Raw genomic sequence first — 23,836 nt, 5'->3', positions numbered from 1 at the left:
TCTATGCCATTGGTTATAGTAGCAATAGGAATTGTAGCATTACTTATTTTAATTATGGGATTAAGATTAAACACATTTATCTCATTAATCGTTGTTTCATTTGGTGTTGCTTTAGCACTTGGAATGAAACCAGACAATATTGGGACAACTATAGAAGCAGGATTAGGCGGAACACTTGGTCATTTAGCATTAATTTTTGGACTTGGTGCAATGCTAGGTAAGTTGATCGCCGATTCTGGTGGCGCACAACGTATTTCGATGACTCTTGTTAACAAATTCGGTGAAAAGAACATCCAATGGGCAGTTGTTTTTGCTGCATTCATTATCGGTGTCGCTTTATTTTTCGAAGTAGGATTAGTATTATTAATTCCGATCGTATTTGCAATTTCAAAACAATTAAAAGTTTCTATCTTATATCTTGGAATTCCAATGGCGGCTGCTTTATCTGTAACACACGGTTTCTTACCGCCACACCCAGGTCCAACTGTAATCGCTGGTGAATACGGTGCAAATCTTGGTGAAGTATTACTTTACGGTTTTATTATTGCTATTCCAACTGTCATTATCGCTGGTCCTTTATTTACAAAGCTTGCTAAAAAGCTAGTACCTGCATCTTTCACAAAAACTGGGAATATTGCCTCTTTAGGTGAACAAAAAACATTTAAATTAGAAGAAACACCTGGTTTTGGAATTAGTGTATTCACTGCTTTACTTCCTGTTATTTTAATGTCAATTGCAACAATTATTAATTTACTTCAAAAAACGATTGGATTTGAGGATAATAACCTACTAGTAGCGATCCGCTTTATTGGTAATGCTGGTACTGCAATGGTAATTTCATTATTAGTTGCAATCTATACGATGGGATTAGCTAGAAAAATTCCAATTAAAGAAGTTATGAATTCTTGTACAACAGCTATTACACATATTGGTATGATGCTATTAATCATTGGAGGCGGTGGTGCCTTCAAACAAGTGTTAATTGATGGTGGTGTAGGTGACTATGTAGCCGAGTTATTCAAAGGAACTTCAATGTCACCGATCTTACTTGCTTGGATCATTGCAGCTATCCTACGAATTTCCTTAGGTTCTGCAACAGTTGCAGCTTTAACCACTTCTGGTTTAGTGATTCCTTTGTTAGGTCATTCTGACGTTAACTTAGCTTTAGTCGTTCTAGCAACAGGAGCTGGAAGTTTAATCGCTTCACACGTTAATGATGCTGGATTCTGGATGTTTAAAGAGTATTTCGGATTAAGCATGAAAGAAACTTTCTTAACTTGGACATTACTAGAGTCAATTATTTCGGTTTGTGGATTAGTGTTTATTCTATTACTAAGTTTATTCGTATAATGAGAAAATTCAGCCACATGGATATTACTTATCTATTGCTGGTTAGTTAGGCACAATGAGCAGTATCCACACTTTATTACTTAGCATCCTCTAATTAGTAAAGTCGAGGTATACTGCTCTTTAATTTATCTTAATAAGTTGTTGATAATAAAATTTCCTGTGTTGAAATGCCCATGACTTAGCGAATGTTGTCGATTTAAATTGGGTGATTTGATTATCATTAACGAAATTGTTAAAATTGGAATATTACATAGTGTGTAAGAGCACAAGGAGGTAACAAAAATGGAACATGGTAAAGTTAAATGGTTTAATGCAGAAAAAGGCTTTGGATTCATTGAACGTGAAAATGGTGATGATGTATTTGTTCACTTTTCAGCGATTCAATCTGAAGGATTCAAATCATTAGATGAAGGTCAAGCAGTTACATTTGAAGTAGAACAAGGACAACGCGGACCGCAAGCAACTAATGTTAAAAAAGCATAATTAACATACTAATTGATAAAATAATCTTAGTTGAAAAAAGTCGGATTCTATTAAGTAGAATCTGACTTTTTTATGCCTCATAAATAAAAAAACATACTCAAAATAGAATAAGAATCTGGAGCTCAGTTAAGAAAGACGGTCATTTAAAATTAATAATGCCATCTCTTTATTTAATAAAATTTCATTTACCATACTATTCATATAAAGGAAAGATTATAAAATTTAACTTAACAAATTAATAAATAACTAAAATTACTATCTACTAATCTAAACATCTTCTTTCAGATAAGATGTAAGTGTTGTTATTTCTTGGAAATAATAATATAATCAAATAGAATATAAACTAAAATTATATCCTTTGTGAAAGGGTGTTAGACAATGAATTTCACTATTTACTTTGGAAACGATGAAGATAAAGAAGTACATACAATGGATTGTTATGTGGACATTGAGGAAGAAACAGTTTCTTAAACTGTTGATCAAAAAAGCTAATTTCAAGGATACGAAAAATTTTCGTATCCTTTTTTCATTTTTGAGATTTACATTTTAAATTTTATTGTGTATGATAAAAATATAAAATACGAACTAATGTTCTACTAAATAGATTTTAGATGGAAAGGAACTTGCATGATGAAAAGAACTGGAGCAACTAAAAGGAATTCAAAAACACCTATTATATCCAATACAGGCTTTATCGGAGCAAGTTTCATTGATACGGAAGAATTGCAAGAAAATACATATTATTTCACAAGAAAACATCCTTTAATTATACAAGAAGTATTAAACAGTCTACTACAAGCGGCATGCTCATTGTTTCAAAAACAAAACATTCCAGCATATATAACATGTGAATATTTACGTACAGAAAAGAAAATTGGACTAATTTTATCAAAAAAGCCATTCGAGAAAGAAGAAGGTATTCGTTATTTTATTGAATATCTTCGTGAGATTGGACACTTAAACAATGAAAAAACAGTAAGGGCCGAAATTTCCAATACTGGCTTTATTGGGGTAATATTCGTAGATTTATCTTATGTTACAAGGTTTACATTCGATACGGAAATGAAAATGCTATCTGCGTTCGCGATTAATTTCATGGAGCCGTTAAAAGAAATCTATCACCAACATAAAATTCATTTATATATGTCAGGTGTTGAACTTCAAAAGGAAGATAAATTAGGATTTGTACTTTCAAAGAACCCTTATGATGAGCGAAAAGAAGCGAATCTGTACTTTAAGGAATATTTGAGAGAAAGAGGCATGTTAAAAAATTATAAAGAGAATGTGTTTATTCAAAGGCATCGGGCGTAAATATTAATCATACATATATCAATTATCAACTTAATAATTGATTAAAAGCAAAGAGAAACTGATGATATTTTCGGTATCTCTTTTTCTTTAATTTAGACTCTTTTAATTAAAATGTTGATTTTTAACTTAAAAAGAGGCCGTCTAATTTGACAACCTTAGAAACACTTATTGAACTAAAATAATGGGTTAGGACATGTCCACTTCCTTTCTCTTTATACAGATTAGTTACTACTCATATTGGAGTAACATCTGTTTAATTTCGTTTTTTACTTGGCTTTCACATTCCAAATAGATTAAACGATATTTGCTTCAAATATTAATATTTATCAATTCATTCTTAATGAATCATATGTACATACTAACTATGTATTAAATTTACGAAAAGAATTGGAGAGCACCATTAATGAATGAAATGATTGAAAGTCTGGAAAGTCTACACAATGAAATAAGTGTTAAGCTTAGCAATGCTTTCAACTTTGCAGAAAACAATGATCATCATAACCAAAGTTCACATCACGATTATAATGAATTATCTAAATTTGCTAAAGAACACTTAGAACAAAATAAAGAACTTCAAATAGCTAGGACAATTTTAAAACATTTGGAAGCATTACTTAGTGAGGTTGATAAAATAAAAAACACTTAACTTTCAATCCAACTCGTTTACTAGACATTAAAATAATATTAATTTTTCTTTTAAATTCATAGTTCCAGCACCTATTATAAATTTAATTATATGTTATCTTACTGCAACAAACTGCCATGTTGTTGCAGTAAAATAGAGATGCTCAAAGCAACTCTTCTTTTTGTTCTATCGGATTAGTTAGTTGAGTTAAGAAATTCAATGTTAAGGAACTTCTTTTACCAAAATCGTACATGTTACTTTAAAAATGATGATCTACTTTCAAAAATTAGTCGCTACTCTCGTCACGTCTTTCTTTGTTAGCTGGAGTGATGTTTTAACTTTAAACTAGCAAATACTCCTGCGTGGTCGGACGGCCATAGACCCGTTCTTGATCTGTCATTCTGTTCTTCTCCTACTAATTCTGCGTCAATTATTTTCCAACCATTTTTAAACAAGATATAGTCAATTCTTAATATTAAGCTAGATACTGCATTTAAAAGATCAGGTCCCTGACAACAAGTAAATCCATCAACCCCAACTGCCTCGAGCCATGCATCAAGGAATCCAGCAGCGATCAGAGTGTTATATGGTATGTCGAAAGGCGGGATATTAGGCGGGGAGTTTAAGTCACCTGAAATAATCACTGGGAGATTGGTATTGGCTGGACCACTAACTAATTCCTGTGCCTGAAGTATTCTAGTCTGAAGATCAAGTGGCTCCAAATGGGTGGTGATCATTCTAAAAACATGCTTGTCCACTTTCACATCGACAGAACACCAGCCACGAGGAAATCCATCAAAAGTATTTTGGAAATGAGCTGCTTTTCGTTTAATTACCTTAAGTTCATGGTCTTTTCGAATCAATATGGCATTTCGATTCAAAAAACTTATCATATTTCCGTTGCTGTCCGGGAGATTTTGAAAATTTTCAACCCGATTTTTAATAAGAGCTGCTACTTCATAGTGTAGTCCTCTTTCTTTTAACTCATCAAGGAGTATTTCAATAAGGTCATAAGTAACAACTGGAAAATTAGGAATTTTAAGTGTCCACTTTTCCGCTTCTTGCAGACCGATTAGGTCAGGTTTTTTTGATGCAATCTCTCTTGCAATTGCTTTTGCTCTATCAGGAAAATTAGTAGCAAGAAATTGACGAAACACTTGTGTTACCTCGTCTGGTGTCGCCACTGGTATCAATGGTGCTATGTCAGCCCCTCTATAAATATTCCACGTTAAAAATGAAACTTTAGTACTCAAAAAATTCACCTCTCTTTTCAAATATACTAATATATGATGAGACAAGTCTCCATCTTGTAACGGCATATCACTAGGGTAACTATATTTAATTATTGAAGGATTCTACTAGAATGCAAAATAAAAAAGCTATAGAACAGCCTTTTTAATCTTCAACTAACGTTTGCGATCGTTCAATAGAGTTATAACTTAATACATTATTAATTAACAAAAAACAGATTGGTTATTATTAATGAAAGTCGAATAAAAGCTAGACGAATGATAAATTCAATTCTTATGGAATTTAGCAGCTCCCCCAAAAATGGAAAGTACGCTTGACATTACTATTGTTGCACGATAAGCTTACTATACGGAAAGTTAACTTTCCATAACAAAAGGGGGGAACACGTTGCTAAACCGTTTAGAAGAAATCCGCAAGCAACGCGGTATTAAGCAAGAGGAATTAGCAACAGCTCTTGAAGTGTCAAGGCAAACGATCGGTTCACTAGAAAACGGGCGTTATAACCCATCTATCCTTTTAGCGTTCAAGATTGCTCGTTTTTTTGGTATGAGTATCGAAGAAATCTTTATTTATGAGGAGGATGAAAGTAGATGAAAAAAACTAATTCGATTTATTATCTTACCGTAGTAGCCTTAGTACTACTAGCAGGAGGTATATACTTCATCAAATCATATGAAAATCCACAAGGTTTGCTGCGAGTGTTTCCTTATATTTGTGTTGGCCTTGGCTGTAGTATTTTTGGTCACGGTATTGGGGAAATAATGAACCGTTTCGCAATGAAGAATAATCCTGTCGCAGCAAAGCAGCTAGAGATTGACAAAAAAGATGAGCGTAATTTAGCAATCGCTAATCAAGCAAAGGCGAAAGCGTACGACATGATGGTTTTTGTACTTGGAGCCTTAATTTTTGCATTTGCCTTGATGGGTATAGATTTAATAATGTTGTTGCTATTAGTTATTGCATATATGTTTTTCCTTGGATATAACAGTTATTACCGTTTAAAGTATTATAGAGAGATGTGATCCTTCTTTAGGAGTAATCGTCAGGTTTCTCCTTTTTTAGCCATTTTTGAGAAGGTCAGCTAATATGGAGGACAATTTCGACTTGAAAAATTGGTACCAAGCGTTTTTCTCACAATCACTTTTCCAAACAAGACAAATATGTCTAATACAAATAGAAAGGGTTTATATGTGACTCTTTTACTTACATTTCTAATTGAATCGTTGTAATCTTTTTCTCTCTATTTACCCATAAATACACATTCTTACATTTGTGAGTAAAATATCTAATCGCTACGGAATCTTTTAAAGATTCATCTAAAACTAGACTTACCCAGGAAAATGATAATAGGTTTTTATCTTTTTTTGTTCTAATTAGATATTCGAATACTAGATCAAAATCTTGATCTTCGTATTTTACTATTTTCTCCGGAACAAGCTTGTAACATAACGATGGACTCCATTCTGATTCAATTTCACTAATCTTACCATAAAGATCGCTAATAATAGGATTTATCCCTCGTTTATGAATCTCATTTAAAGACACCTTTTTAGGATTAGATAATCTTACTTCAGTCGGTAAATCATTTTCATATACAACTCTACAATTATTAAAATGTAAAATAACTTCTGATATCAGCTTTTTATCCAACTTTTTATTAACAAAAACGGAAATTTCTCCGTTTTCAAATTGCCTACCTAACATTAAATAAAATTCTGTTATTAATGAAAAGTGAGGCTCATGGTTTTTACTAGATATAAATTTTCTAATTCTAAAATCCATGCTGACCTCATTATAATCTCCGTCTAGTTCAAGATTTTCACAAAGTTCTAGCCATTCCATATTTTCGAAACTAAGATGTTCTAAGTCAACTTTAGATTCTGGTTGAATCGTTAACGTAGCATATGAAGTCCATCCTACATTTTTAGGCGTTAATCCAAAAAGTCTAAATAACTTTTCCTTATAATAATCAATATGTTTACCCATTTATACCTCCGAAACTTATTCATTTTAAAGAAGGTTTGAAATAGAAATTTTTAATAAAAATATATATGCAAGATAATAAGAGAAAGCACATAACAATAGTGAAAGATAATTGAATATGGATCCAAAATGATCGTCATTACCTATGCTTATAAAGTATAAGAATGGGTCCATTTTGAAGTAAATAAGAACGAGTGCCTTTGATCATAAAAATCGTTTCAATTTCATCTTTTTCCTATTTAAAACTTCCTATCATATCAATTTTACCATATCTTGGAATTTAAAATACTTTTTTAAAAGGTTCATATTTAATAAATTTGCCATTTACTTGAAATTGAAAAAAGCTACCGTAGCAGCTTAAGGGCTGTTCAACCAATGATACGTTAGTTGAAAAAAGAACTTATCTGTTATTGAACAAGAATCGTATAATTCCACTTCTGAAATTTCTCCTCATTCATTTTTTTGTCCAAGAATAATCTACTACTATTGAATATCATAAAATGTATTACTTGAAAAGGAGAATGAGTCATGACATCGATCGTACCAGAAAAATATTTGGAAACGCTATCAGGAAAAGCTGCACATTTATTTTCGTTTAATGATGGTAATCGTTATGCAGTTAAATGTAAAAATAATTTCCATGGAACAAGAGAGCTCGTTAACGAATACGTAGTTGCTAGATTAGGACAATTGCTGTCTTTACCTGTTGTGCCATTTGAAATTGTAAATATGTCCAAAGAGCAAATTCAGCTAATACCGCAAAAATTTTCTTCAGATTATAAACCAGGGAACCAGTTTGCTAGCCTTTATATTGATAATTGTACTGGCCTTGCGAAAAGACCTCCTCATCCGGGTATAAAGGAAGTGAAAAATTCCCTTGATTTGGCTGGAATACTAGTATTCGATTTTTGGGTGCATGGTGCTGACCGCACAAAAAGCAATATTCTTTTAGAACAACTTCCAGGTGGCCAATATGAAATTCATATGATTGATCATGGAAAATGTTTTCCAGGAGGTTACAAATGGAATGCAGAAACTCTTCAAAAGCTCAAAAAGTTTAAAAAGAATTCAGTCGTTCATATTTGGACAGTAGGCATGCTCGAAGACTTAAAAGTCATTTCATATTATATTGAACAAATCTTGTCATTGCCAGAAACGTCAATCAAAGAAGTGATTCGGGATATTCCGGTGGACTGGGATGTTTCACTTGAAGACAAAGAAGCACTTTTTAGATATCTTATAGAACGAAAAAAAACTCTAGCGGATTCAGTGAATTCATTTGTAAAAAATATTTCAACTAAAAATTGAATTAAAATATTTGTATTTTGAATCGACTTTCACTTTCTATAACCAAACGTTTAAAATAATTAATTACAAATTTTTTACGAAGTCTTTAATGAAAGAAAGTTCATAATTTGTATGAAATTATAATCTTACTTAAAACTGCATAAGATAAAGAAAGGAAATAGTTAAAAAGTAACGAATTTATTAGTAAAGGACATACCGAAAAGGTGGCTAAAAAGATGACGAATAATGGAAAATATGTAGATTGGTTAAGTGAAATTGTTAAACGTCATGAAAAAGAAGGTGGATTTGACGATTTACCTGGATTAGGTAAACCATTACCAAAAGAGCTCCTTGAAGATGATCTATTAACAACAGTTATTAAGAAATCAGGGTACAAACCAGATTGGGTAGTTCAACAAAAGAAAATTTATCAAAAGCTAGAAACCATTTTAATGAAAGTAAATACAGAAACTAATAGTAAAGACATCGCAAAAATGTTATCTGAAGTGAATGAAGAAATTAAAAAATATAACTTAAGTTGTCCTTTTTCAATGCAAAAAAATTATATTAATAAGGATAATATAGAGAAACAATTGATTTTTTGGCAATAAGATTGTGAAAGGATGAACGAATTCTCTAATTTGATGTTTATACTAATCTGACAGTATAGACATCTTTTTATTTTTCTTCCTAAAAATCTTTATGTGGATTTTAGTAATGATAAATCTATGAAAAAATCTTTGTTTAGTGTTAATGTAAAAGAAAATACAACGAATTAATAGTTTGTCAGGGGGAATTGGAATGGGCGCCACACTTGAAATTAGGAGATTAGATCGAAATTTTCCATTTTGTTTATTTTCAAATGACGGTGCTACTTTAGTAGGGCATCATTGGCATAAAGAGGTAGAAATCATTTACGTGCAGAAAGGTATTTTAAAGATTGGTGTGAATGATGAATTACTTCATTTAGAAGAAGGTGAATTTTATATCATTAATAGTGGTGATATTCATTACTTTTTATCTTCCCCAAATAGTATGAGAATGGTCGTGCAATTTGATTTTACTATTTTCGAAGACGTACAGTTTTTGAAGAAACATGATTTGGAGTTAATTGAATTATTTAATCGTATTCAAAAATATAGTGTACTTTGGAACGAAGAAGTTAAACAAAAAATGATTACATATCTTAAAGAACTTGAAAATGAATTTATCAATAAAAAAGAAGGCTTCGAATTGGCGATCAGAGCTAGATTATACGATATTTTACTATTAATTTTTCGGGATCTACCTCATACAGAAAACCATAAACTTAACTACCCGAATAGAAAGGCTAGTCTTCTAAAATTAGAAAAAATATTTCATTATATAGAAGAAAATTATATGAATGATATTACATTAAATGATGTTGCAAATTACATAGGATTTACAAACTCTTATTTTGCAAAGTTTTTTAAAAAATACACAGGTTCAACATTTTGTCATTTTGTAAACCAATATAGAATTACAAAGGCTCAATGGTATTTATTTAATGAGGATCTACCGATTACAGAAATTGCATATAATGTTGGGTTCATTAATGTGAAGACTTTTAATAGGTTATTTAAAAATGAAGTTGGTTTATCTCCAACCCAATATAAAAAAAAGACAATATTTGAGAAGTTTTAGGCAAGGTACAAGGAAGACTAGAAGGAAATGTTTCTATAAACTGGAGATGTAAATAACATTTCTGGAGGGTTTCATAATGAAATTAAAAGTAGGAATTATCGGTTGTGGCGGTATAGCAAATGGTAAACATATGCCAAGCTTAGCAGCATTAGATAATGTAGAAATGGTAGCATTTTGTGACATTATTGAAGAACGTGCGATTAAAGCGAAAAAACAATTTGGGGCTGAAGAAGCAAAGACATATACAGATTATAAGGAATTATTAGAAGATGCATCCATTGATGTCATACATGTTTGTACGCCAAATAAATCCCATTCATTTATTACAGTTGATTCTTTAGAAGCAGGTAAACACGTAATGTGTGAAAAGCCGATGGCAAAAACATCAGCGGAAGCAATGGAAATGGTAGAAGCTTCTAAACGTACTGGGAAAAAATTAACAATTGGTTATCAAAATCGTTTTCGAAACGATTCACAATATTTAAGTGAAGTTTGTAAAAATAATGAATTAGGTGAAGTTTATTTTGCGAAAGCTCATGCGATTAGAAGACGCGCAGTTCCAACTTGGGGAGTATTTTTAAATGAAGAAGAACAAGGTGGCGGTCCATTAATTGATATTGGTACGCATGCGTTAGATTTAACGTTATGGTTAATGGATAATTATAAACCTAAATTTGTTGTTGGAAACGTTTACCATGAATTATCGCATAAAGAAAATGCTTCAAACGCGTTTGGACCATGGGATCCGAATGAATTTAAAGTAGAAGACTCTGCTTTTGGATTTATTACGATGGAAAATGGTGCAACCGTTATCCTTGAATCAAGCTGGGCATTAAACACACTTGAAGTTGGTGAAGCACAAACTACACTTTGTGGTACTGAAGGTGGAGCTGATATGAGAGATGGGCTTCGAATTAATGGAGAAGCGTATGGACGACTATACGATAAAAAAGTTGATATTCATACGGGTGGCGTAGCCTTTTATGAGGGTGCATCAGATACTGCTGAAGTGCTTGAAGCTAGACAATGGATTGACAGTATTATTAATGATACTGAACCGTTAGTTAAACCAGAGCAAGCATTAGTTGTAACTCAAATTTTAGAAGCAATCTACGAATCTTCAAAATCAAAGAAACCAGTATTCTTTAACTAATTAGCATTGGAGTTGGAATAAATGTCACTACCAATTGCCCTTCAATTATGGAGTGTAAAAGAGGAAGCAGAAATAGACTTTTTCGGTACATTAGAAAAGGTAGCAAAAATGGGATATGACGGTGTTGAGTTCGCAGGTTACTACGGGAAAAGCGCTTCGGAAATCAAGGCTGTTTTAAATCAATTAGGATTAAAGTCTGCAGGAGCTCATGTAAGTGCAGATCAGATAATTCATCATATTGATGATGTAATTGCATTCGAAAAAGAATTAGGAAACAAATATATAGTCTGTCCATGGGCAAGTTTTAATAGTTTAGAAGAATGGAAGGAATTTACAGAACATTTACAACAATCTGGAAAGAAACTATCAGAAGCAGGATTATCTTTAGTGTATCACAATCACGCTCATGAACTAGTTCCTGTAGAGAATGAATATATTCTAGATCGTCTATTAAACGCAGTTCCAGCTAATCTATTAAAAGTAGAACTGGATACTTACTGGTTAGAATTTGCGGGTGTCGATGCCGTTGAATATATGAGTAAATATAAAGGAAGAACTCCATTAATTCATGTGAAGGATATGGCCCAATCCAAAGAGGAAAGTACTGAAGTAGGAAATGGGATTATGAATATTAAAGGCATTGTGAAACAAGCAAAACAAAATTCAATTGAATGGTTAATTGTTGAGCAAGAAGCCTTTACGAAACCGCAATTGGTAAGCGTTGAAATTGGATTGAATAACTTAAAGAAGATTTTAGCTGATACTTAAGTATCTAGTAAAATACTTAAAAATTATCGAGATGGGTGAGTCACATGGTAAAAGTAACGGTTTGGAATGAAAATAGACACGAACAAATTAATCCAGTTGTAAAAAGTGTTTATCCAAGCGGTATACACTCTACAATTGCGAGTTTTTTAGAAGAAGCAGGCTATGATACATTAACAGCTACATTGGAGCAACCTGAACATGGTTTGACAGACGAAGTGTTAGAAAATACCGATGTATTAATTTGGTGGGGGCATATCGCTCATAATGATGTAGAGGATCAAATCGTTCAAAAGGTTTATGAAAAAGTATTGCAAGGCATGGGATTAATTGTTCTTCATTCTGGGCATTTTTCAAAGGTTTTCAAAAAGTTAATGGGAACTAGCTGCGATTTAAAATGGCGTGAAGCAGCTGAAACTGAAAGACTATGGGTTGTTGATCCGTCTCATCCAATAGTAGTTGGTATTGGTGAATATATCGAGATTGATCAAGAAGAAATGTACGGTGAACATTTTGATATACCAACACCAGACGAGCTAGTACTAGTTAGTTGGTTTAAAGGTGGGGAAGTATTTAGAAGTGGATGTACATTTAAAAGAGGAAACGGGAAAATCTTTTATTTCAGACCTGGTCATGAAACCTATCCAACTTATCATCATAAGGATGTCCAAAAAATCATCATTAATGCAGTCAGTTGGGCGAATAAATCGAAAAGAAATTATCCTTCGTATGGACATAAAGAGCCAATTGAGGCATTAACAGATAAATAGATTGGAGCGAATAAACTATGAAATTAGGAGTATTCACCGTATTATTTGCAGAAAAATCGTTTGAAGAAATGCTTGATAAAGTTGCAGACTCCGGATTAAAGGCTATTGAAATTGGGACTGGTTGTTACCCTGGAAACGCTCATTGTCCGTTAGATGATTTACTAGAGAGTGAGCAACTGAGAAAAGAATATATTGAGAAAGTTGAAAAACGCGGATTAATGATTAGTGCGTTTAGTTGTCATGGAAATCCACTTTCACCTGATAAAGAGTTTGCGAAGGAATCTCATGATGTTCTTGCTAAAACAATTAAACTGGCTTCGCTATTAGAAGTTCCAGTTGTAAATTGCTTTTCTGGAACAAGTGGTGACCATGAAGAAGCGAAATTCCCTAGTTGGCCAGTAACTGCTTGGCCAAACGAATATAGAGATGTACTTAACTGGCAATGGGAAGAAAAGCTAATACCTTATTGGAAAGAAATGGGTAAATTTGCTGAAAACCATCAAGTAAAAATTGGGTTAGAGCTACATGGAGGATTTTTAGTTCATACACCATATACTTTATTAAAGCTACGAAAAGAAACAAGTGACGCGATCGGCGCAAACTTAGATCCAAGTCATCTTTGGTGGCAAGGGATTGACCCTGTAGCGGCTATTAAAATTCTAGGTAAAGAAAATGCGATCCATCATTTCCATGCAAAAGATACTTATATCGACCAGGATAATGTAAATATGTATGGATTAACTGATATGCAACCTTATGGTGATGTTCAAACTAGAGCATGGACATTCCGTTCTGTTGGCTGCGGACATGGTTTAAAAGAATGGTCAGATATGATGAGTGCACTACGCACCTTTGGATATGATTATGTCGTTAGTATTGAGCATGAAGATCCAATCATGTCAATTGAAGAAGGATTTTCACGTGCCGTTAAAAATTTGCAGACAGTTTTAATAAATGAAGAACCATCACAAATGTGGTGGACTTGAAAAAAGGTTGCGAACCAATCCAAATAAAGTTGGTGAAAAAATGAGGAAATTAAGAGTTGCGATTATTGGTTGTGGAAATATTTTCTTAATGCATGCCCAACCTGCGTATATAAGAGAAAATGTAGAATTGGTAGCGGTTTGTGATAGTAAGGAAGAACGAGCAAAAGAGAAAGCTGAACAATTCAACTGTGCATATTATACGAATTATCATGAACTGTTTGAGAAAGAAAACTTGGACGTAATTCATATTTGTTTACCCCATTATTTACATGCACCTGTTGCAATCGAAGCGGCGAAACTAAAAATACATGTTCTTACTGAAAAACCAATATCGATCCATTATTCTGATGCACAAGAAATGGTAGAGACGGCTAAAAATAATGGTGTAGCATTAGGTGTTATTTTTCAAAACAGGTATAATCCAGGATCAGTTTTGATTAAAGAAATGTTACGAAATGGTACTTTAGGTAAAATAAAATCCGGAAAACTTTCAGTTACATGGGATCGTTCTGATGATTACTATCTGACTAGTGATTGGAAAGGGACATGGGAAAAAGAAGGTGGCGGTGTAGTCATCGATCAAGCAATTCATACGATGGATTTAATGCGATGGTTTGTCGATGATGAAATTGAATATGTTGACGCAACAATTAGTAATAGAGCACATGAAATCATTGAAGTCGAGGACTGTGCAGAAGGTATTATTAAGTATAGAAGTGGTGTAGTTACTGCATTCCATACAATCAACTATTATTCTTATGATGCACCTGTTACAATTGAGCTTCATTGTGAAAATGGAATGGCTAAAATGATCGCTGACCGTGGAATTGTATCGTTAAATGATGGCAGGGAGTTTATTGCTGATAACAACCCGAATGAAACTTTTGATTACGGAAATGGTGCAAAAGGGTATTGGGGCGTGAGTCACGTTAAACAGATTAATAATTTCTATGAATCATTAGAAAATAAATGCGAGATTCATATTACTGGTGAAGAAGCTATGAAAACTCAAAAAATGATTTGTGCTGTATACGAGTCAGGTAAGAAAAAAGAAAGAATTTATTTATGAACAAACCGATTAAATTATCCCCAATAATTTAATAATTAAACTTTAAAAAAAGTAAATGACGTGGAGCGTAATGTTCCGCGTTGTTTACTTTTTTTATTTTATCTTAAAGTAATCAATGACTATTTTGAAATAGTAGAAGTATTTAATTTTATTAAATAAAATTGGTTGACCCTCATTATGAAAACGCATATAATTTTAAATATAATCAGGTGAAACGTTTCGATAAGTATTTTTATGCTATTTTAATTGACTAAATCGAATTATGGGGAGGAAAAAACAATGGACATTGGTCAGATGAACTCCATCATTGAAGAAATGACTTTAGATGAAAAAATATCACAATTAATGCAATTAGCAGGAAATTTCTATTATGGATTAGCAGGTGAAATTACTGGTCCATTCGCAGAGATGGGTATTAGTGAAAATGTAATTAATAATAGTGGCTCAGTATTAGGTGTATCTGGAGCAGAGGATGTAATTAAAATTCAGAAAGAGTACTTAAAAAACAATCGCCATGGTATTCCTTTAGTTTTTATGGCAGATGTTGTACACGGATATAAAACTATTTTTCCAATTCCATTAGCAATTGGATGCTCATGGGACACAGAATTGGCAGAAAAAAGTGCAGAGGTTGCTGCCAGGGAAGCTTCAGTATCAGGTGTTCATGTTACTTTTGCTCCAATGGTTGATTTAGTTCGCGATCCAAGATGGGGCCGCGTATTAGAAACTACTGGAGAAGATCCACATTTAAATAGTTTATTTGCAAAAGCTTTTGTACGTGGTTTCCAAGGAAAGGACTTAAAGAATGATTTGGAAAGAGTAGCAGCGTGCGTTAAGCATTTTGCAGCATATGGTGCTCCTGAAGGTGGACGTGATTATAACACGGTAAATATGTCTGAACGTCAACTTCGAGAATCTTATCTTCCAGCTTATAAAGCAGCGTTAGATGAAGGCTGTGAGATGGTGATGACGTCCTTTAATACAATTGACGGAATCCCAGCTACAGGGAATAAATGGTTGATGAGAGATGTACTCCGTAACGAATGGGGTTTTGACGGAGTACTAATCTCTGACTGGGGTTCTGTGAAAGAAATGATCCCTCATGGCATTGCTGAAGATGAAGCAGAAGCAGCTTTAAAGGCAATTAATGCTGGAGTAGATTTAGAAATGATGACTCCTTGTTATGTTCATGAATTAAAAAAATTAGTAGAAAATGGAGAAGTAAAGGAAGCTTTAATTGATGAGGCTGTACTTCGAATATTAAATCTAAAATCTAAGCTAGGATTATTTGAAAACCCTTACCGTGGTGCTGATGTTCAAAAAGAGAATGAAATAGTGCTTTCAGAAGAGCATAGGATGGTCTCTAGAAAACTAGCAGAAAAATCTTGCGTTTTACTAAAAAATGAAAATGTCCTACCTCTTGAGCCTAGTCAAAAAATTGCATTAATTGGTCCATTGGCTCAAAGTGGTGATTTGTTGGGTGCTTGGTCATGGAAGGGGCAAGTAGAAAATACAGTGCATTTATACGATGCAATGAAGGTAAAAGCTCCAAATCTAACTGTTGCAAAAGGTAGTGATATTGAAGAAATTACGAAAGAGCAAATTACAGAAGCGATAAAAGTCGCTGAAAACGCCAATGTAGTTGTGTTAGCAGTAGGTGAATACGCTTGGATGAGTGGAGAAGCTTGTTGCCGAGCTGACATTCAATTGCCAAAAGCTCAGTTAGAATTAATTTCGAATATTAAGAAATTAAATAAACCATTAGTAGTTGTTTTATTTAATGGTCGTCCACTAGATTTACATGGGGTGTTAGATGAAGCGGATGCTGTATTAGAAGCATGGTTTCCAGGAACTGAAGGGGCTGCTGCAGTTTCAAATATTCTTTTCGGTGAAGTCAACCCTTCTGGCAAACTGACAATGTCTTTCCCGTATTCAGTCGGTCAAATTCCAATCTATTACAATTCATTCAATACAGGACGCCCATTTAATGAATTTAGTCCTGACCATTATGTTTCAAAGTATTTGGATATTCCGAATGAACCGCTCTTACCTTTTGGCTTTGGTTTAAGCTATACAAATTTTTCCTATAGCGAGATGAACCTATCATCCGAAAGAATGACGACAACAAATCCAATAGAAATTTCTATCAATGTAAAGAACACAGGAAAATATACAGGTGATGAGACTGTACAACTATATGTTCGTGATCTTTCTGGTGATGTTGTTCGACCTGTCAAAGAATTAAAAGACTTCCAGAAAGTAAGCTTGGAACCAGGCGAAACAAAGAAAGTCACTTTTATTTTAAAGGAAGAACAATTACGTTATTATCATTCAAATTTAGAATTTGAAAGTGATAAAGGTATGTTCGAAATATATGTTGGAACAAACAGTGTAGATGTATCTAAAGCAAAATTTCAATTAATTAAATAAGAAACGACAATCTAAGTACTAATAATATGAGTGATAAGCTCTAAATAGAGGAGGATCCAGCATGCTTAATTTGAAAAATAAAGAAAAATATCATTTGAATTGTGGACAAACGACAGCGTCTTTTTTAAACTCAGGTGATTTGTATGAACTGACAAATGGCACAACGATGATTAATCAACTTCGAGCAAACCCAATTGATGGAGCAATTAGTAATTTATATTTGCGACTTTATACGCAAGAAGGTATAAAAGCATATCCATTATTAGGAATTCAATCGGAAAGTACAGTTAAATTTTCCAAAACCCAAGTTATTTGGGAAGGAAAAGTAGCAAATATTGACTATACAGTTACTTTCACATTAACAGATCAATCAATTTGGTTTTGGGATTTATCCTTTGAAGGACCACAAGTTGAGTTTGATGTTATTTATGGTCAAGATGTTGGCCTTGCTAATCGAGGAATGATTCAATCGAATGAAGCTTACGTCAGTCAGTATATAGACCACACAGTATTTGAGAATGAAGATAAGGGTTATGTTGTATGTTCAAGGCAAAACCAGCCACAAGATGGTCAGTTCCCATACTTGCAATTGGGCTCACTCTCTAAAGTTAGTAGTTTCTCTACTGATGGATATCAATTTTTTGGATTATCATATAAGGAAACTGACTTACCTGAAGTTTTATTTAAAGAAACACTTGCAAATGAAGTATATCAATATGAATTCGCTTATATTGCATTGCAATCTGAGAAAATGCTATTAAATAAAAAAGAGAATATAGTATTTTATGGATTATCAAAGGAAAATCATGAATCTTCTATTACAAAACTAGAATATGAGACTGAAATCAATAAGGCTTGGAATCAAGTTGAAAATTCGATTGAATTCGAAGAAGTTGAGAAATTAAGGAAGAATCCAAAGCTAGGTACTCCACTTCAAACATTATCAATGAAAAAAGAAGAGATAGATCAATACTTTCCAGACCGATTTCATGAAGAATTAGATGGTGAAACATTATTATCGTTTTTTACAGGTACTCATGAGCACGTCGTATTAAAGGAAAAAGAAAGATTAGTTGAAAGATCACATGGTCATATCATTTTAAGTGGTGAAAATTTAAAAATTAATGAAGAAATTATCACATCAACTTCCTATATGTATGGATTATTTAATGCGCAAGTTGTAGTAGGTAATACATCAATGAATAAAATGATGTCAAATGCGAGAAATAGTTTAAATGTAATGAAAACGTCTGGACAACGTATTTATGTTGAAATTGATCATAAATACCATCTACTTACAATGCCATCAATGTATGAAATGGGTTTTAATTATGCACGTTGGTACTATAAAACGGATGATGAGTTATTTATTATCTCAAACTTCACTACAACAGACCTGCCCGAAATTCGTTTACATATACAAGCTACAAGTGGAAAGAAATATCGATTTATTGTAACAAATCAAATACTAATGAACGGAAATGAATATGAAGTCCCATTTGAAATGAAACAAGAAGGGCAATTATTATCGTTTTATACAGACGAATCTTGTTTTGTAGCGAATACTTATCCAAATCTTTGTTACCATATGGATCTTAAAGGTGCAAAAATGGTAGTAACTGATGAAAGCAGCCTAATCAATGGTGCAGCGCCATTATCAGCTTCATTAGTTGTACTAGATTTGGAAGAGTCGAACGAATTTACGATAACAATTCAAGGTCATATAAATGGTGGAGAATTTATTCAAGCTGATCGAAAACTAGAAGCGGAGATTAGTAAGTACCGAAATTTCTATCAAAATGTAATGAATGGCTTTAAACTTACTTTAAACAACAATATTCCATCAGAATTAGGAAAATTAAACACATTAACTTGGTGGTATACTCACAATATGCTTATTCACTATCTAGTACCACATGGCCTAGAACAATATGGTGGTGCTGCCTGGGGGACCAGAGATGTTTGTCAAGGTCCTACAGAATTTTTTATGGCAACAGGTAAATATGAAATAGTAAGAAATATCTTACTGACTGTATTCTCTCATCAATATGAAGACGATGGAAATTGGCCACAATGGTTTATGTTTGATAAATATTTCAGTATTCAAGCTGGTGAAAGCCACGGGGATATTATCGTTTGGCCATTAAAAGCATTGAGTGATTATCTACTAACTACGAAGGATTTTAGTATTTTAGAAGAAGAAATTTCATTTACCGAAAGGGATACATTTAAGTTAACTGAAAGAAAAAGTAGCTTACTAAAACATGTTAGGAAAGAAATAAATTATATAAAAGATAATTTCCTACATGATACCTTCCTATCCTCATACGGGGATGGAGATTGGGATGATACGCTACAACCATCAAATGCCCAATTAAAAAAATATATGGTAAGTAGTTGGACTGTCGCACTTACGTACCAAACATTAAAACAATTTGCATCTGTTATAAAAGAGATTGATGAAATAGAGTTTGAAGAGATTACTCATTTAGTAAATGGAATCGCATCAGACTTCAAAAAGTATATTTTAAATACTGATGTGACTCCAGGTTTTATTTATTTAGAGGATCCAAATTTAGCAGAGATGATGATTCATCCATCAGATCAAAAAACTGGCATCCAATATCGATTATTACCAATGACGCGCAGTATGATTGCAGAATTATTTACATTAGAAGAAGCAAATTATCATTATGAAATCATTAAGGAACATTTACAGCATCCTGATGGTGTCCGACTTATGAATAAACCTGCAACTTATACAGGTGGTGTGAGTAAAAACTTTAAACGTGCCGAGCAAGCATCAAACTTCGGACGAGAAATTGGATTACAATATGTTCATGCTCACATCCGATTCATCGAGGCCATGGCAAAATTGGGAAAAGAAAATGAAGTATGGCATGCGCTTTCTGTTATCAATCCTATTAATCTTAAAGACGTAGTTCCGAATGCTGAGTACCGTCAAAGTAATACTTATTTTAGTAGCTCAGATGGTAAATTTAATAATCGTTATGAAGCCCAAGAACAATTTACTAGATTAAAAAATGGTAAAGTCGCTGTAAAAGGTGGATGGAGAATTTATTCAAGCGGACCTGGAATCTATTTAAATCAACTAATATCTAATAGTTTAGGTATTCGCCTTTTTGAAAAAAATTTAGTGATTGATCCAGTTCTTCCTAAGGAATTAAATGGTTTGCATTTTGAATTTGTAATAGATGACTATAAAATTACATTTATATATCATCTAAAGGGTCATGTTGAGAAGAAGGTATTAGTAAATAGTAAGTTAGTAGATTTTGAAAGAAAGGGAAATCGATACCGAGAAGGTGGATTTGTCATTCAGGTGGATGATATAATTCACAATTTACATGATGGTATCAACATTATCGATATTTATATGTAATTTAAATCGGATAATAGACAGCGTGTACAGTTGTCAATTATCCGATTTTTTTGAGCTCAGGCTTAAAGGAAGAAAATACAATATCCACTTAGAATTGGAACATAAACAATTGTTATTAGAAACTGCTGAAGCAAAACAACCCAAATAGCCCTGGTCGTAAAAAATAAAAAGCCCTAATCTGTGCGCAGATTAGGGCTTGCTCTTTTTCTTTTGCTCAAGAAAAAGGAAAAGGATTGTTAAATTTTCCTTTTCCTTCCGCTCAAAAGCGGAGGTGAAAAAAGTGCAAGATACAAAATGGTTTATAAAGAGATTCTAGCATAATAAGAAACCGTTCGTTAATTGTAAGTAGTGGTAAAGGGGACTTAAATTGAACTTACTAGAAGGAATTTTAGAGGAAACGAAGAAGCTCTTTGAAATCTAATAGATCATTAAAGAGAAAAGGCGGACTAACACTTTTTTAAACAAAAAATGGAACGTTTTTGTATCGCTCAGTCATACCTCACGCAGTTGGATTTGCATTAATTTGAATAATTTGATGTGAAAATAAATGATTCCTGGGGGGTGGCTTTTTTTATTTATGTAATAGTGTTTTCAATAAAGATTTTGAATATAAAGGGATATTTCCATATTATGGAGAAATCTATATTTTGTGGTAAAATTATCCAACAAAGAAACTTGCTCGTAGATAAGTTAGAAAAGATAGGTCATTTAGAAAGATAACCAAACCCAAATAATAGAAGGGTTTCTTTTGACATGCTGACAAAAGAAGGAAGAGCATTTATAAGCAGATTTTTCCCAAACACGTTCCAACCATTTCTCCAAATTTATCATTTATCTCCAATGACGAAAAAGAACAGCTAATTGATTTATTTAAGAGAATTGGAATTTGGTGCACAAAATTTGGTGAAAATAAATTTTATAAGCTAAAAAGGAGGAAAAAGTGATGACAACTGAAAGTTTAAATGTAGGAATTATTTTAGGTAGTACAAGAGAGGGACGAGTTAGCCCACAAGTGGGAGAATGGGTTAAAGGAATTGCTGACAAACGTGGAGATGTAAACTATGAAATTGTAGATATTGCAGATTATCATTTACCTTTTTTAGGAACAACTGATGGGTCTGAACCTGGAATTGCAGCTTGGAACGAAAAACTTAACAGCTTGGATGGATTCGTCTTTATCGTTCAGGAATATAATCACAGTATAACAGGAGCATTAAAAAATGCACTTGATTTAGCTCGTGAAGCTTGGAATAACAAAGCAGCAGGTATAGTAAGTTATGGTTCAACTGGTGGTGCCCGTGCAGCTGAACATTTACGAGGAATAATGGGTGAGCTAATGATAGCAGATGTTCGTGTTCACCCTACACTATCTTTATTTACTGATTTTGAAAACTATACTACATTCAAGCCGGCTGAATTACACCTTAATAACGTAAATGCAATGCTTGACCAAGTTGCTGCTTGGAGTGGAGCATTAAAAACTTTGAGAAAATAGTTATTATTAAGTGATCTTTGATAAGAATATCAGACGTTAAAGTAAGCGTCTGATATTCTTTTTTACTTATATTTAGAGGAATGCTTTCTACAATAAAATAGTTTGTTAGAGTTCCTATAGGAGTCTAAAAAGCAGCCCGTTATTAGTTGAAAAATGAAGATTTAAATTTGCAGTGAACTAATCTAAGTGACTTTTTAGTTTCTTTAATTTAAATTCATCAAAACTCGTCAAAAAAGATATTAAATACTTTCTTAAAAAGTGTTGTAAACGCATACAAAAATGTGTACAATTTTATTTATAAAAACGTTTCGATAAAGATGAACTTATATTTTTTTACTCAGTGAAACGTTTCGAAAAAGTAATTAATATTATGAGGAGGTAGAATGATGAGCAAGTTTATGAAAGTTGCAATGGCTACAACCCTAGTTTTTACTTTAGCTGCATGTGGGAAAGAAAAATCATCTGGTACAGCAGAAAACAAAGAAAAGATAATTATTAAATACGCGAACTGGAATAACGGGCCAGAAAATGAAAAAAATCTCGAACGGATGATGATTAGTGCATACGAGAAAAAACATAAGAATGTTGATATTCAAGTTGATGTATTAGATGGTGATTGGAATCAAGCGTTAGGTACATTAGCAAGTGCTGGAAAATTACCTGATGTATTCATGCAAAATAATATTCCAACTGGTTTAGCAAATAACTGGCTATTAGATCTTTCTAAATACGCTAATGAAGACGAAGAATTTTCTAAGATTACTGATACAGTAAGAAATGCTTCCACAGTAGAGGGAAAAGTATTTGGAATACCTTTTGCTCAATTTTTTATGGGTTACTTTGTGAATAAGAATATCCTCGATAGCTTAAATTTAGACATTCCAAAAAGCGGTTATTCAATTGATGACTTTTTAACAATCGCAAAAAAGGCAACGAATCTTGAAAACAAAACAGTAGGTATTGATAGTACTCAAGGTTTAGTAGAATGGTATCCTGGTGCTGCAAATCCAAAACTAGGATGGTATACTTATGCAGATGATTCATTTCATTTAGATTCAAAAGAAATGATTGATGGTATGAATAAAATGAAAGAATTAGCATCAAATGGATATGCATACTCTCAATTAAAAAAGGAACAACAAGAAAAACTGAGTGGAGAAGATGCAGGATTAGCATTTGAATCTGGACAGATTGCACTTTACTATAGTAGTACATACAATATTCCCAGTTTTATGAAAAAATTAAACTTTGACTGGGATTATATTGGAATCCCTGGAGGTAGAGCAGCAATTGTTAACGACTATTTAGGGATTTCTAAAAATACGAAGCATCCTAAAGAAGCATATGAATTTGCAAAATTTATGTCATTTGGTAAAGAAGGCTTCAAAGAACGAATGAATTTAAGTGTAAAAAATGGTCAAGATTTAACAACATTACCTATTTCTACAGACAATGAATTATTAGATAAGTATTGGGAAATTTATAGTATTCCTGGAATTCAAGATACTTACAATAATTTAAATAATGCCTTGGTAGATCCAATGAAAACTTTACCTGGATATATTCCGGCTCGTTGGGAAGCTAAAATTGGAGTGAAAATCGGTGATAAAGACGATCCAAACGTCTGGGACTTATTCAATTTTGCATCTCAAGGTGTAGTACAATATCAAGATTATGCAAAGCAATTAAATGAACTAGCTAATAAAAGCCATAAAGATGCAGTAGACGTGATTTCGAAAGCTATTAAATAATTTCACAAAGTGCTAGTAATCTAATTTTCTACTAATTTAATCAAAAAATTTTATTAAAA

General features: G+C 32.8%; 20 protein-coding genes. 18 read left to right on the top strand and 2 right to left on the bottom strand.

Translation table 11 applies throughout. The annotated features are described in order from the left end of the window. Positions 1-3: 3 nt before the first annotated feature. The 4 genes from COC46_RS16860 (at position 4) to COC46_RS16840 (ending at position 3,790) form a co-directional block, all read left to right on the top strand. Positions 4-1,350, top strand: a complete 1,347-nt coding sequence (locus tag COC46_RS16860) for a GntP family permease (RefSeq protein ID WP_098811079.1) — start codon at positions 4-6, stop codon at positions 1,348-1,350. A gap of 282 nt (positions 1,351-1,632) precedes the next feature. Then, positions 1,633-1,833: a cold-shock protein gene (locus COC46_RS16855; RefSeq protein WP_098811078.1), complete on the top strand. Its 201-nt coding sequence runs from the start codon at positions 1,633-1,635 to the stop codon at positions 1,831-1,833. A 630-nt stretch (positions 1,834-2,463) separates the two neighbouring features. Further along, complete coding sequence (locus tag COC46_RS16845; RefSeq protein WP_255294946.1) at positions 2,464-3,144, top strand: hypothetical protein; 681 nt, start codon at positions 2,464-2,466, stop codon at positions 3,142-3,144. Between the two features lie 403 nt (positions 3,145-3,547). Continuing rightward, positions 3,548-3,790, top strand: a complete 243-nt coding sequence (locus COC46_RS16840) for a hypothetical protein (protein ID WP_098811075.1) — start codon at positions 3,548-3,550, stop codon at positions 3,788-3,790. Between the two features lie 296 nt (positions 3,791-4,086). On the opposite strand, the gene COC46_RS16835 is transcribed toward COC46_RS16840, so the two are convergent. Next, positions 4,087-5,022 (bottom strand): endonuclease/exonuclease/phosphatase family protein, encoded by a 936-nt coding sequence (locus COC46_RS16835; RefSeq protein WP_255294945.1) that lies wholly within the window; start codon positions 5,020-5,022, stop codon positions 4,087-4,089. A 385-nt stretch (positions 5,023-5,407) separates the two neighbouring features. Here COC46_RS16835 and COC46_RS16830 point away from each other — a divergent pair, with 385 nt between their 5' ends. Continuing rightward, complete coding sequence (locus COC46_RS16830; protein WP_098811073.1) at positions 5,408-5,614, top strand: helix-turn-helix transcriptional regulator; 207 nt, start codon at positions 5,408-5,410, stop codon at positions 5,612-5,614. After that, positions 5,611-6,042, top strand: a complete 432-nt coding sequence (locus COC46_RS16825) for a hypothetical protein (RefSeq protein WP_098811072.1) — start codon at positions 5,611-5,613, stop codon at positions 6,040-6,042. The genes COC46_RS16830 and COC46_RS16825 overlap by 4 nt, the downstream gene beginning before the upstream one ends. A gap of 181 nt (positions 6,043-6,223) precedes the next feature. Here the strand turns inward: COC46_RS16825 and COC46_RS16820 are convergent, their stop codons facing one another. Next, a complete protein-coding gene (locus tag COC46_RS16820; RefSeq protein WP_098811071.1) occupies positions 6,224-7,006 on the bottom strand; it encodes a hypothetical protein in 783 nt (260 codons plus the stop codon). 525 nt (positions 7,007-7,531) lie between these two features. Here COC46_RS16820 and COC46_RS16815 point away from each other — a divergent pair. The 12 genes from COC46_RS16815 to COC46_RS16760 all read left to right on the top strand — a co-directional run bounded on the left by COC46_RS16815 (position 7,532) and on the right by COC46_RS16760 (position 23,777). Next, positions 7,532-8,311: a HipA family kinase gene (locus tag COC46_RS16815; RefSeq protein ID WP_098811070.1), complete on the top strand. Its 780-nt coding sequence runs from the start codon at positions 7,532-7,534 to the stop codon at positions 8,309-8,311. A gap of 215 nt (positions 8,312-8,526) precedes the next feature. Beyond that, complete coding sequence (locus tag COC46_RS16810; RefSeq protein WP_098811069.1) at positions 8,527-8,901, top strand: DnaJ family domain-containing protein; 375 nt, start codon at positions 8,527-8,529, stop codon at positions 8,899-8,901. A 190-nt stretch (positions 8,902-9,091) separates the two neighbouring features. Beyond that, positions 9,092-9,955, top strand: coding sequence for an AraC family transcriptional regulator (locus tag COC46_RS16805; protein WP_098811068.1), 864 nt, complete (start codon positions 9,092-9,094; stop codon positions 9,953-9,955). Between the two features lie 76 nt (positions 9,956-10,031). Next, entirely contained in the window at positions 10,032-11,108 is a 1,077-nt protein-coding gene (locus COC46_RS16800; protein ID WP_098811067.1) for a Gfo/Idh/MocA family protein, read from the top strand. A gap of 21 nt (positions 11,109-11,129) precedes the next feature. Next, positions 11,130-11,876 (top strand): sugar phosphate isomerase/epimerase family protein, encoded by a 747-nt coding sequence (locus COC46_RS16795; protein ID WP_098811066.1) that lies wholly within the window; start codon positions 11,130-11,132, stop codon positions 11,874-11,876. Positions 11,877-11,920: 44 nt separating this feature from the next. Next, entirely contained in the window at positions 11,921-12,643 is a 723-nt protein-coding gene (locus COC46_RS16790) for a ThuA domain-containing protein (RefSeq protein ID WP_098811065.1), read from the top strand. A gap of 17 nt (positions 12,644-12,660) precedes the next feature. Beyond that, on the top strand, positions 12,661-13,629 hold the full coding sequence (locus COC46_RS16785; RefSeq protein WP_098811064.1) for a sugar phosphate isomerase/epimerase family protein: 969 nt from the start codon (positions 12,661-12,663) through the stop codon (positions 13,627-13,629). A 40-nt stretch (positions 13,630-13,669) separates the two neighbouring features. Further along, a complete protein-coding gene (locus tag COC46_RS16780) occupies positions 13,670-14,698 on the top strand; it encodes a Gfo/Idh/MocA family protein (protein ID WP_098811090.1) in 1,029 nt (342 codons plus the stop codon). Positions 14,699-14,977: 279 nt separating this feature from the next. Continuing rightward, positions 14,978-17,128: a glycoside hydrolase family 3 N-terminal domain-containing protein gene (locus tag COC46_RS16775; RefSeq protein WP_098811063.1), complete on the top strand. Its 2,151-nt coding sequence runs from the start codon at positions 14,978-14,980 to the stop codon at positions 17,126-17,128. 61 nt (positions 17,129-17,189) lie between these two features. Further along, entirely contained in the window at positions 17,190-20,531 is a 3,342-nt protein-coding gene (locus tag COC46_RS16770; RefSeq protein ID WP_098811062.1) for a GH36-type glycosyl hydrolase domain-containing protein, read from the top strand. Between the two features lie 943 nt (positions 20,532-21,474). After that, positions 21,475-22,026: an NADPH-dependent FMN reductase gene (locus COC46_RS16765; protein ID WP_098811061.1), complete on the top strand. Its 552-nt coding sequence runs from the start codon at positions 21,475-21,477 to the stop codon at positions 22,024-22,026. A 386-nt stretch (positions 22,027-22,412) separates the two neighbouring features. Beyond that, entirely contained in the window at positions 22,413-23,777 is a 1,365-nt protein-coding gene (locus COC46_RS16760) for an ABC transporter substrate-binding protein (protein ID WP_176545199.1), read from the top strand. The last annotated feature ends 59 nt before the right edge of the window (positions 23,778-23,836 follow it).

The sequence above is a fragment of the Bacillus sp. AFS041924 genome (assembly GCF_002577195.1).
GTDB lineage: Bacteria > Bacillota > Bacilli > Bacillales > Bacillaceae_G > Gottfriedia.
The sequence above is the reverse complement of the archived record's forward strand: the minus strand, read 5'-3'. Positions and strand labels throughout refer to the sequence as shown.

What these genes read in the sequence shown, in the direction of transcription:
- COC46_RS16860 (WP_098811079.1), top strand. Translation starts at nt 4, where the DNA reads ATGCCATTGGTTATAGTAGCAATAGGAATTGTAGCATTACTTATTTTA.
- COC46_RS16855 (WP_098811078.1), top strand. Translation starts at nt 1,633, where the DNA reads ATGGAACATGGTAAAGTTAAATGGTTTAATGCAGAAAAAGGCTTTGGA.
- COC46_RS16845 (WP_255294946.1), top strand. Translation starts at nt 2,464, where the DNA reads ATGAAAAGAACTGGAGCAACTAAAAGGAATTCAAAAACACCTATTATA.
- COC46_RS16840 (WP_098811075.1), top strand. Translation starts at nt 3,548, where the DNA reads ATGAATGAAATGATTGAAAGTCTGGAAAGTCTACACAATGAAATAAGT.
- COC46_RS16825 (WP_098811072.1), top strand. Translation starts at nt 5,611, where the DNA reads ATGAAAAAAACTAATTCGATTTATTATCTTACCGTAGTAGCCTTAGTA.
- COC46_RS16820 (WP_098811071.1), bottom strand. Translation starts at nt 7,006, where the DNA reads ATGGGTAAACATATTGATTATTATAAGGAAAAGTTATTTAGACTTTTT.
- COC46_RS16815 (WP_098811070.1), top strand. Translation starts at nt 7,532, where the DNA reads ATGACATCGATCGTACCAGAAAAATATTTGGAAACGCTATCAGGAAAA.
- COC46_RS16810 (WP_098811069.1), top strand. Translation starts at nt 8,527, where the DNA reads ATGACGAATAATGGAAAATATGTAGATTGGTTAAGTGAAATTGTTAAA.
- COC46_RS16805 (WP_098811068.1), top strand. Translation starts at nt 9,092, where the DNA reads ATGGGCGCCACACTTGAAATTAGGAGATTAGATCGAAATTTTCCATTT.
- COC46_RS16800 (WP_098811067.1), top strand. Translation starts at nt 10,032, where the DNA reads ATGAAATTAAAAGTAGGAATTATCGGTTGTGGCGGTATAGCAAATGGT.
- COC46_RS16795 (WP_098811066.1), top strand. Translation starts at nt 11,130, where the DNA reads ATGTCACTACCAATTGCCCTTCAATTATGGAGTGTAAAAGAGGAAGCA.
- COC46_RS16790 (WP_098811065.1), top strand. Translation starts at nt 11,921, where the DNA reads ATGGTAAAAGTAACGGTTTGGAATGAAAATAGACACGAACAAATTAAT.
- COC46_RS16785 (WP_098811064.1), top strand. Translation starts at nt 12,661, where the DNA reads ATGAAATTAGGAGTATTCACCGTATTATTTGCAGAAAAATCGTTTGAA.
- COC46_RS16780 (WP_098811090.1), top strand. Translation starts at nt 13,670, where the DNA reads ATGAGGAAATTAAGAGTTGCGATTATTGGTTGTGGAAATATTTTCTTA.
- COC46_RS16775 (WP_098811063.1), top strand. Translation starts at nt 14,978, where the DNA reads ATGGACATTGGTCAGATGAACTCCATCATTGAAGAAATGACTTTAGAT.
- COC46_RS16770 (WP_098811062.1), top strand. Translation starts at nt 17,190, where the DNA reads ATGCTTAATTTGAAAAATAAAGAAAAATATCATTTGAATTGTGGACAA.
- COC46_RS16765 (WP_098811061.1), top strand. Translation starts at nt 21,475, where the DNA reads ATGACAACTGAAAGTTTAAATGTAGGAATTATTTTAGGTAGTACAAGA.
- COC46_RS16760 (WP_176545199.1), top strand. Translation starts at nt 22,413, where the DNA reads ATGAGCAAGTTTATGAAAGTTGCAATGGCTACAACCCTAGTTTTTACT.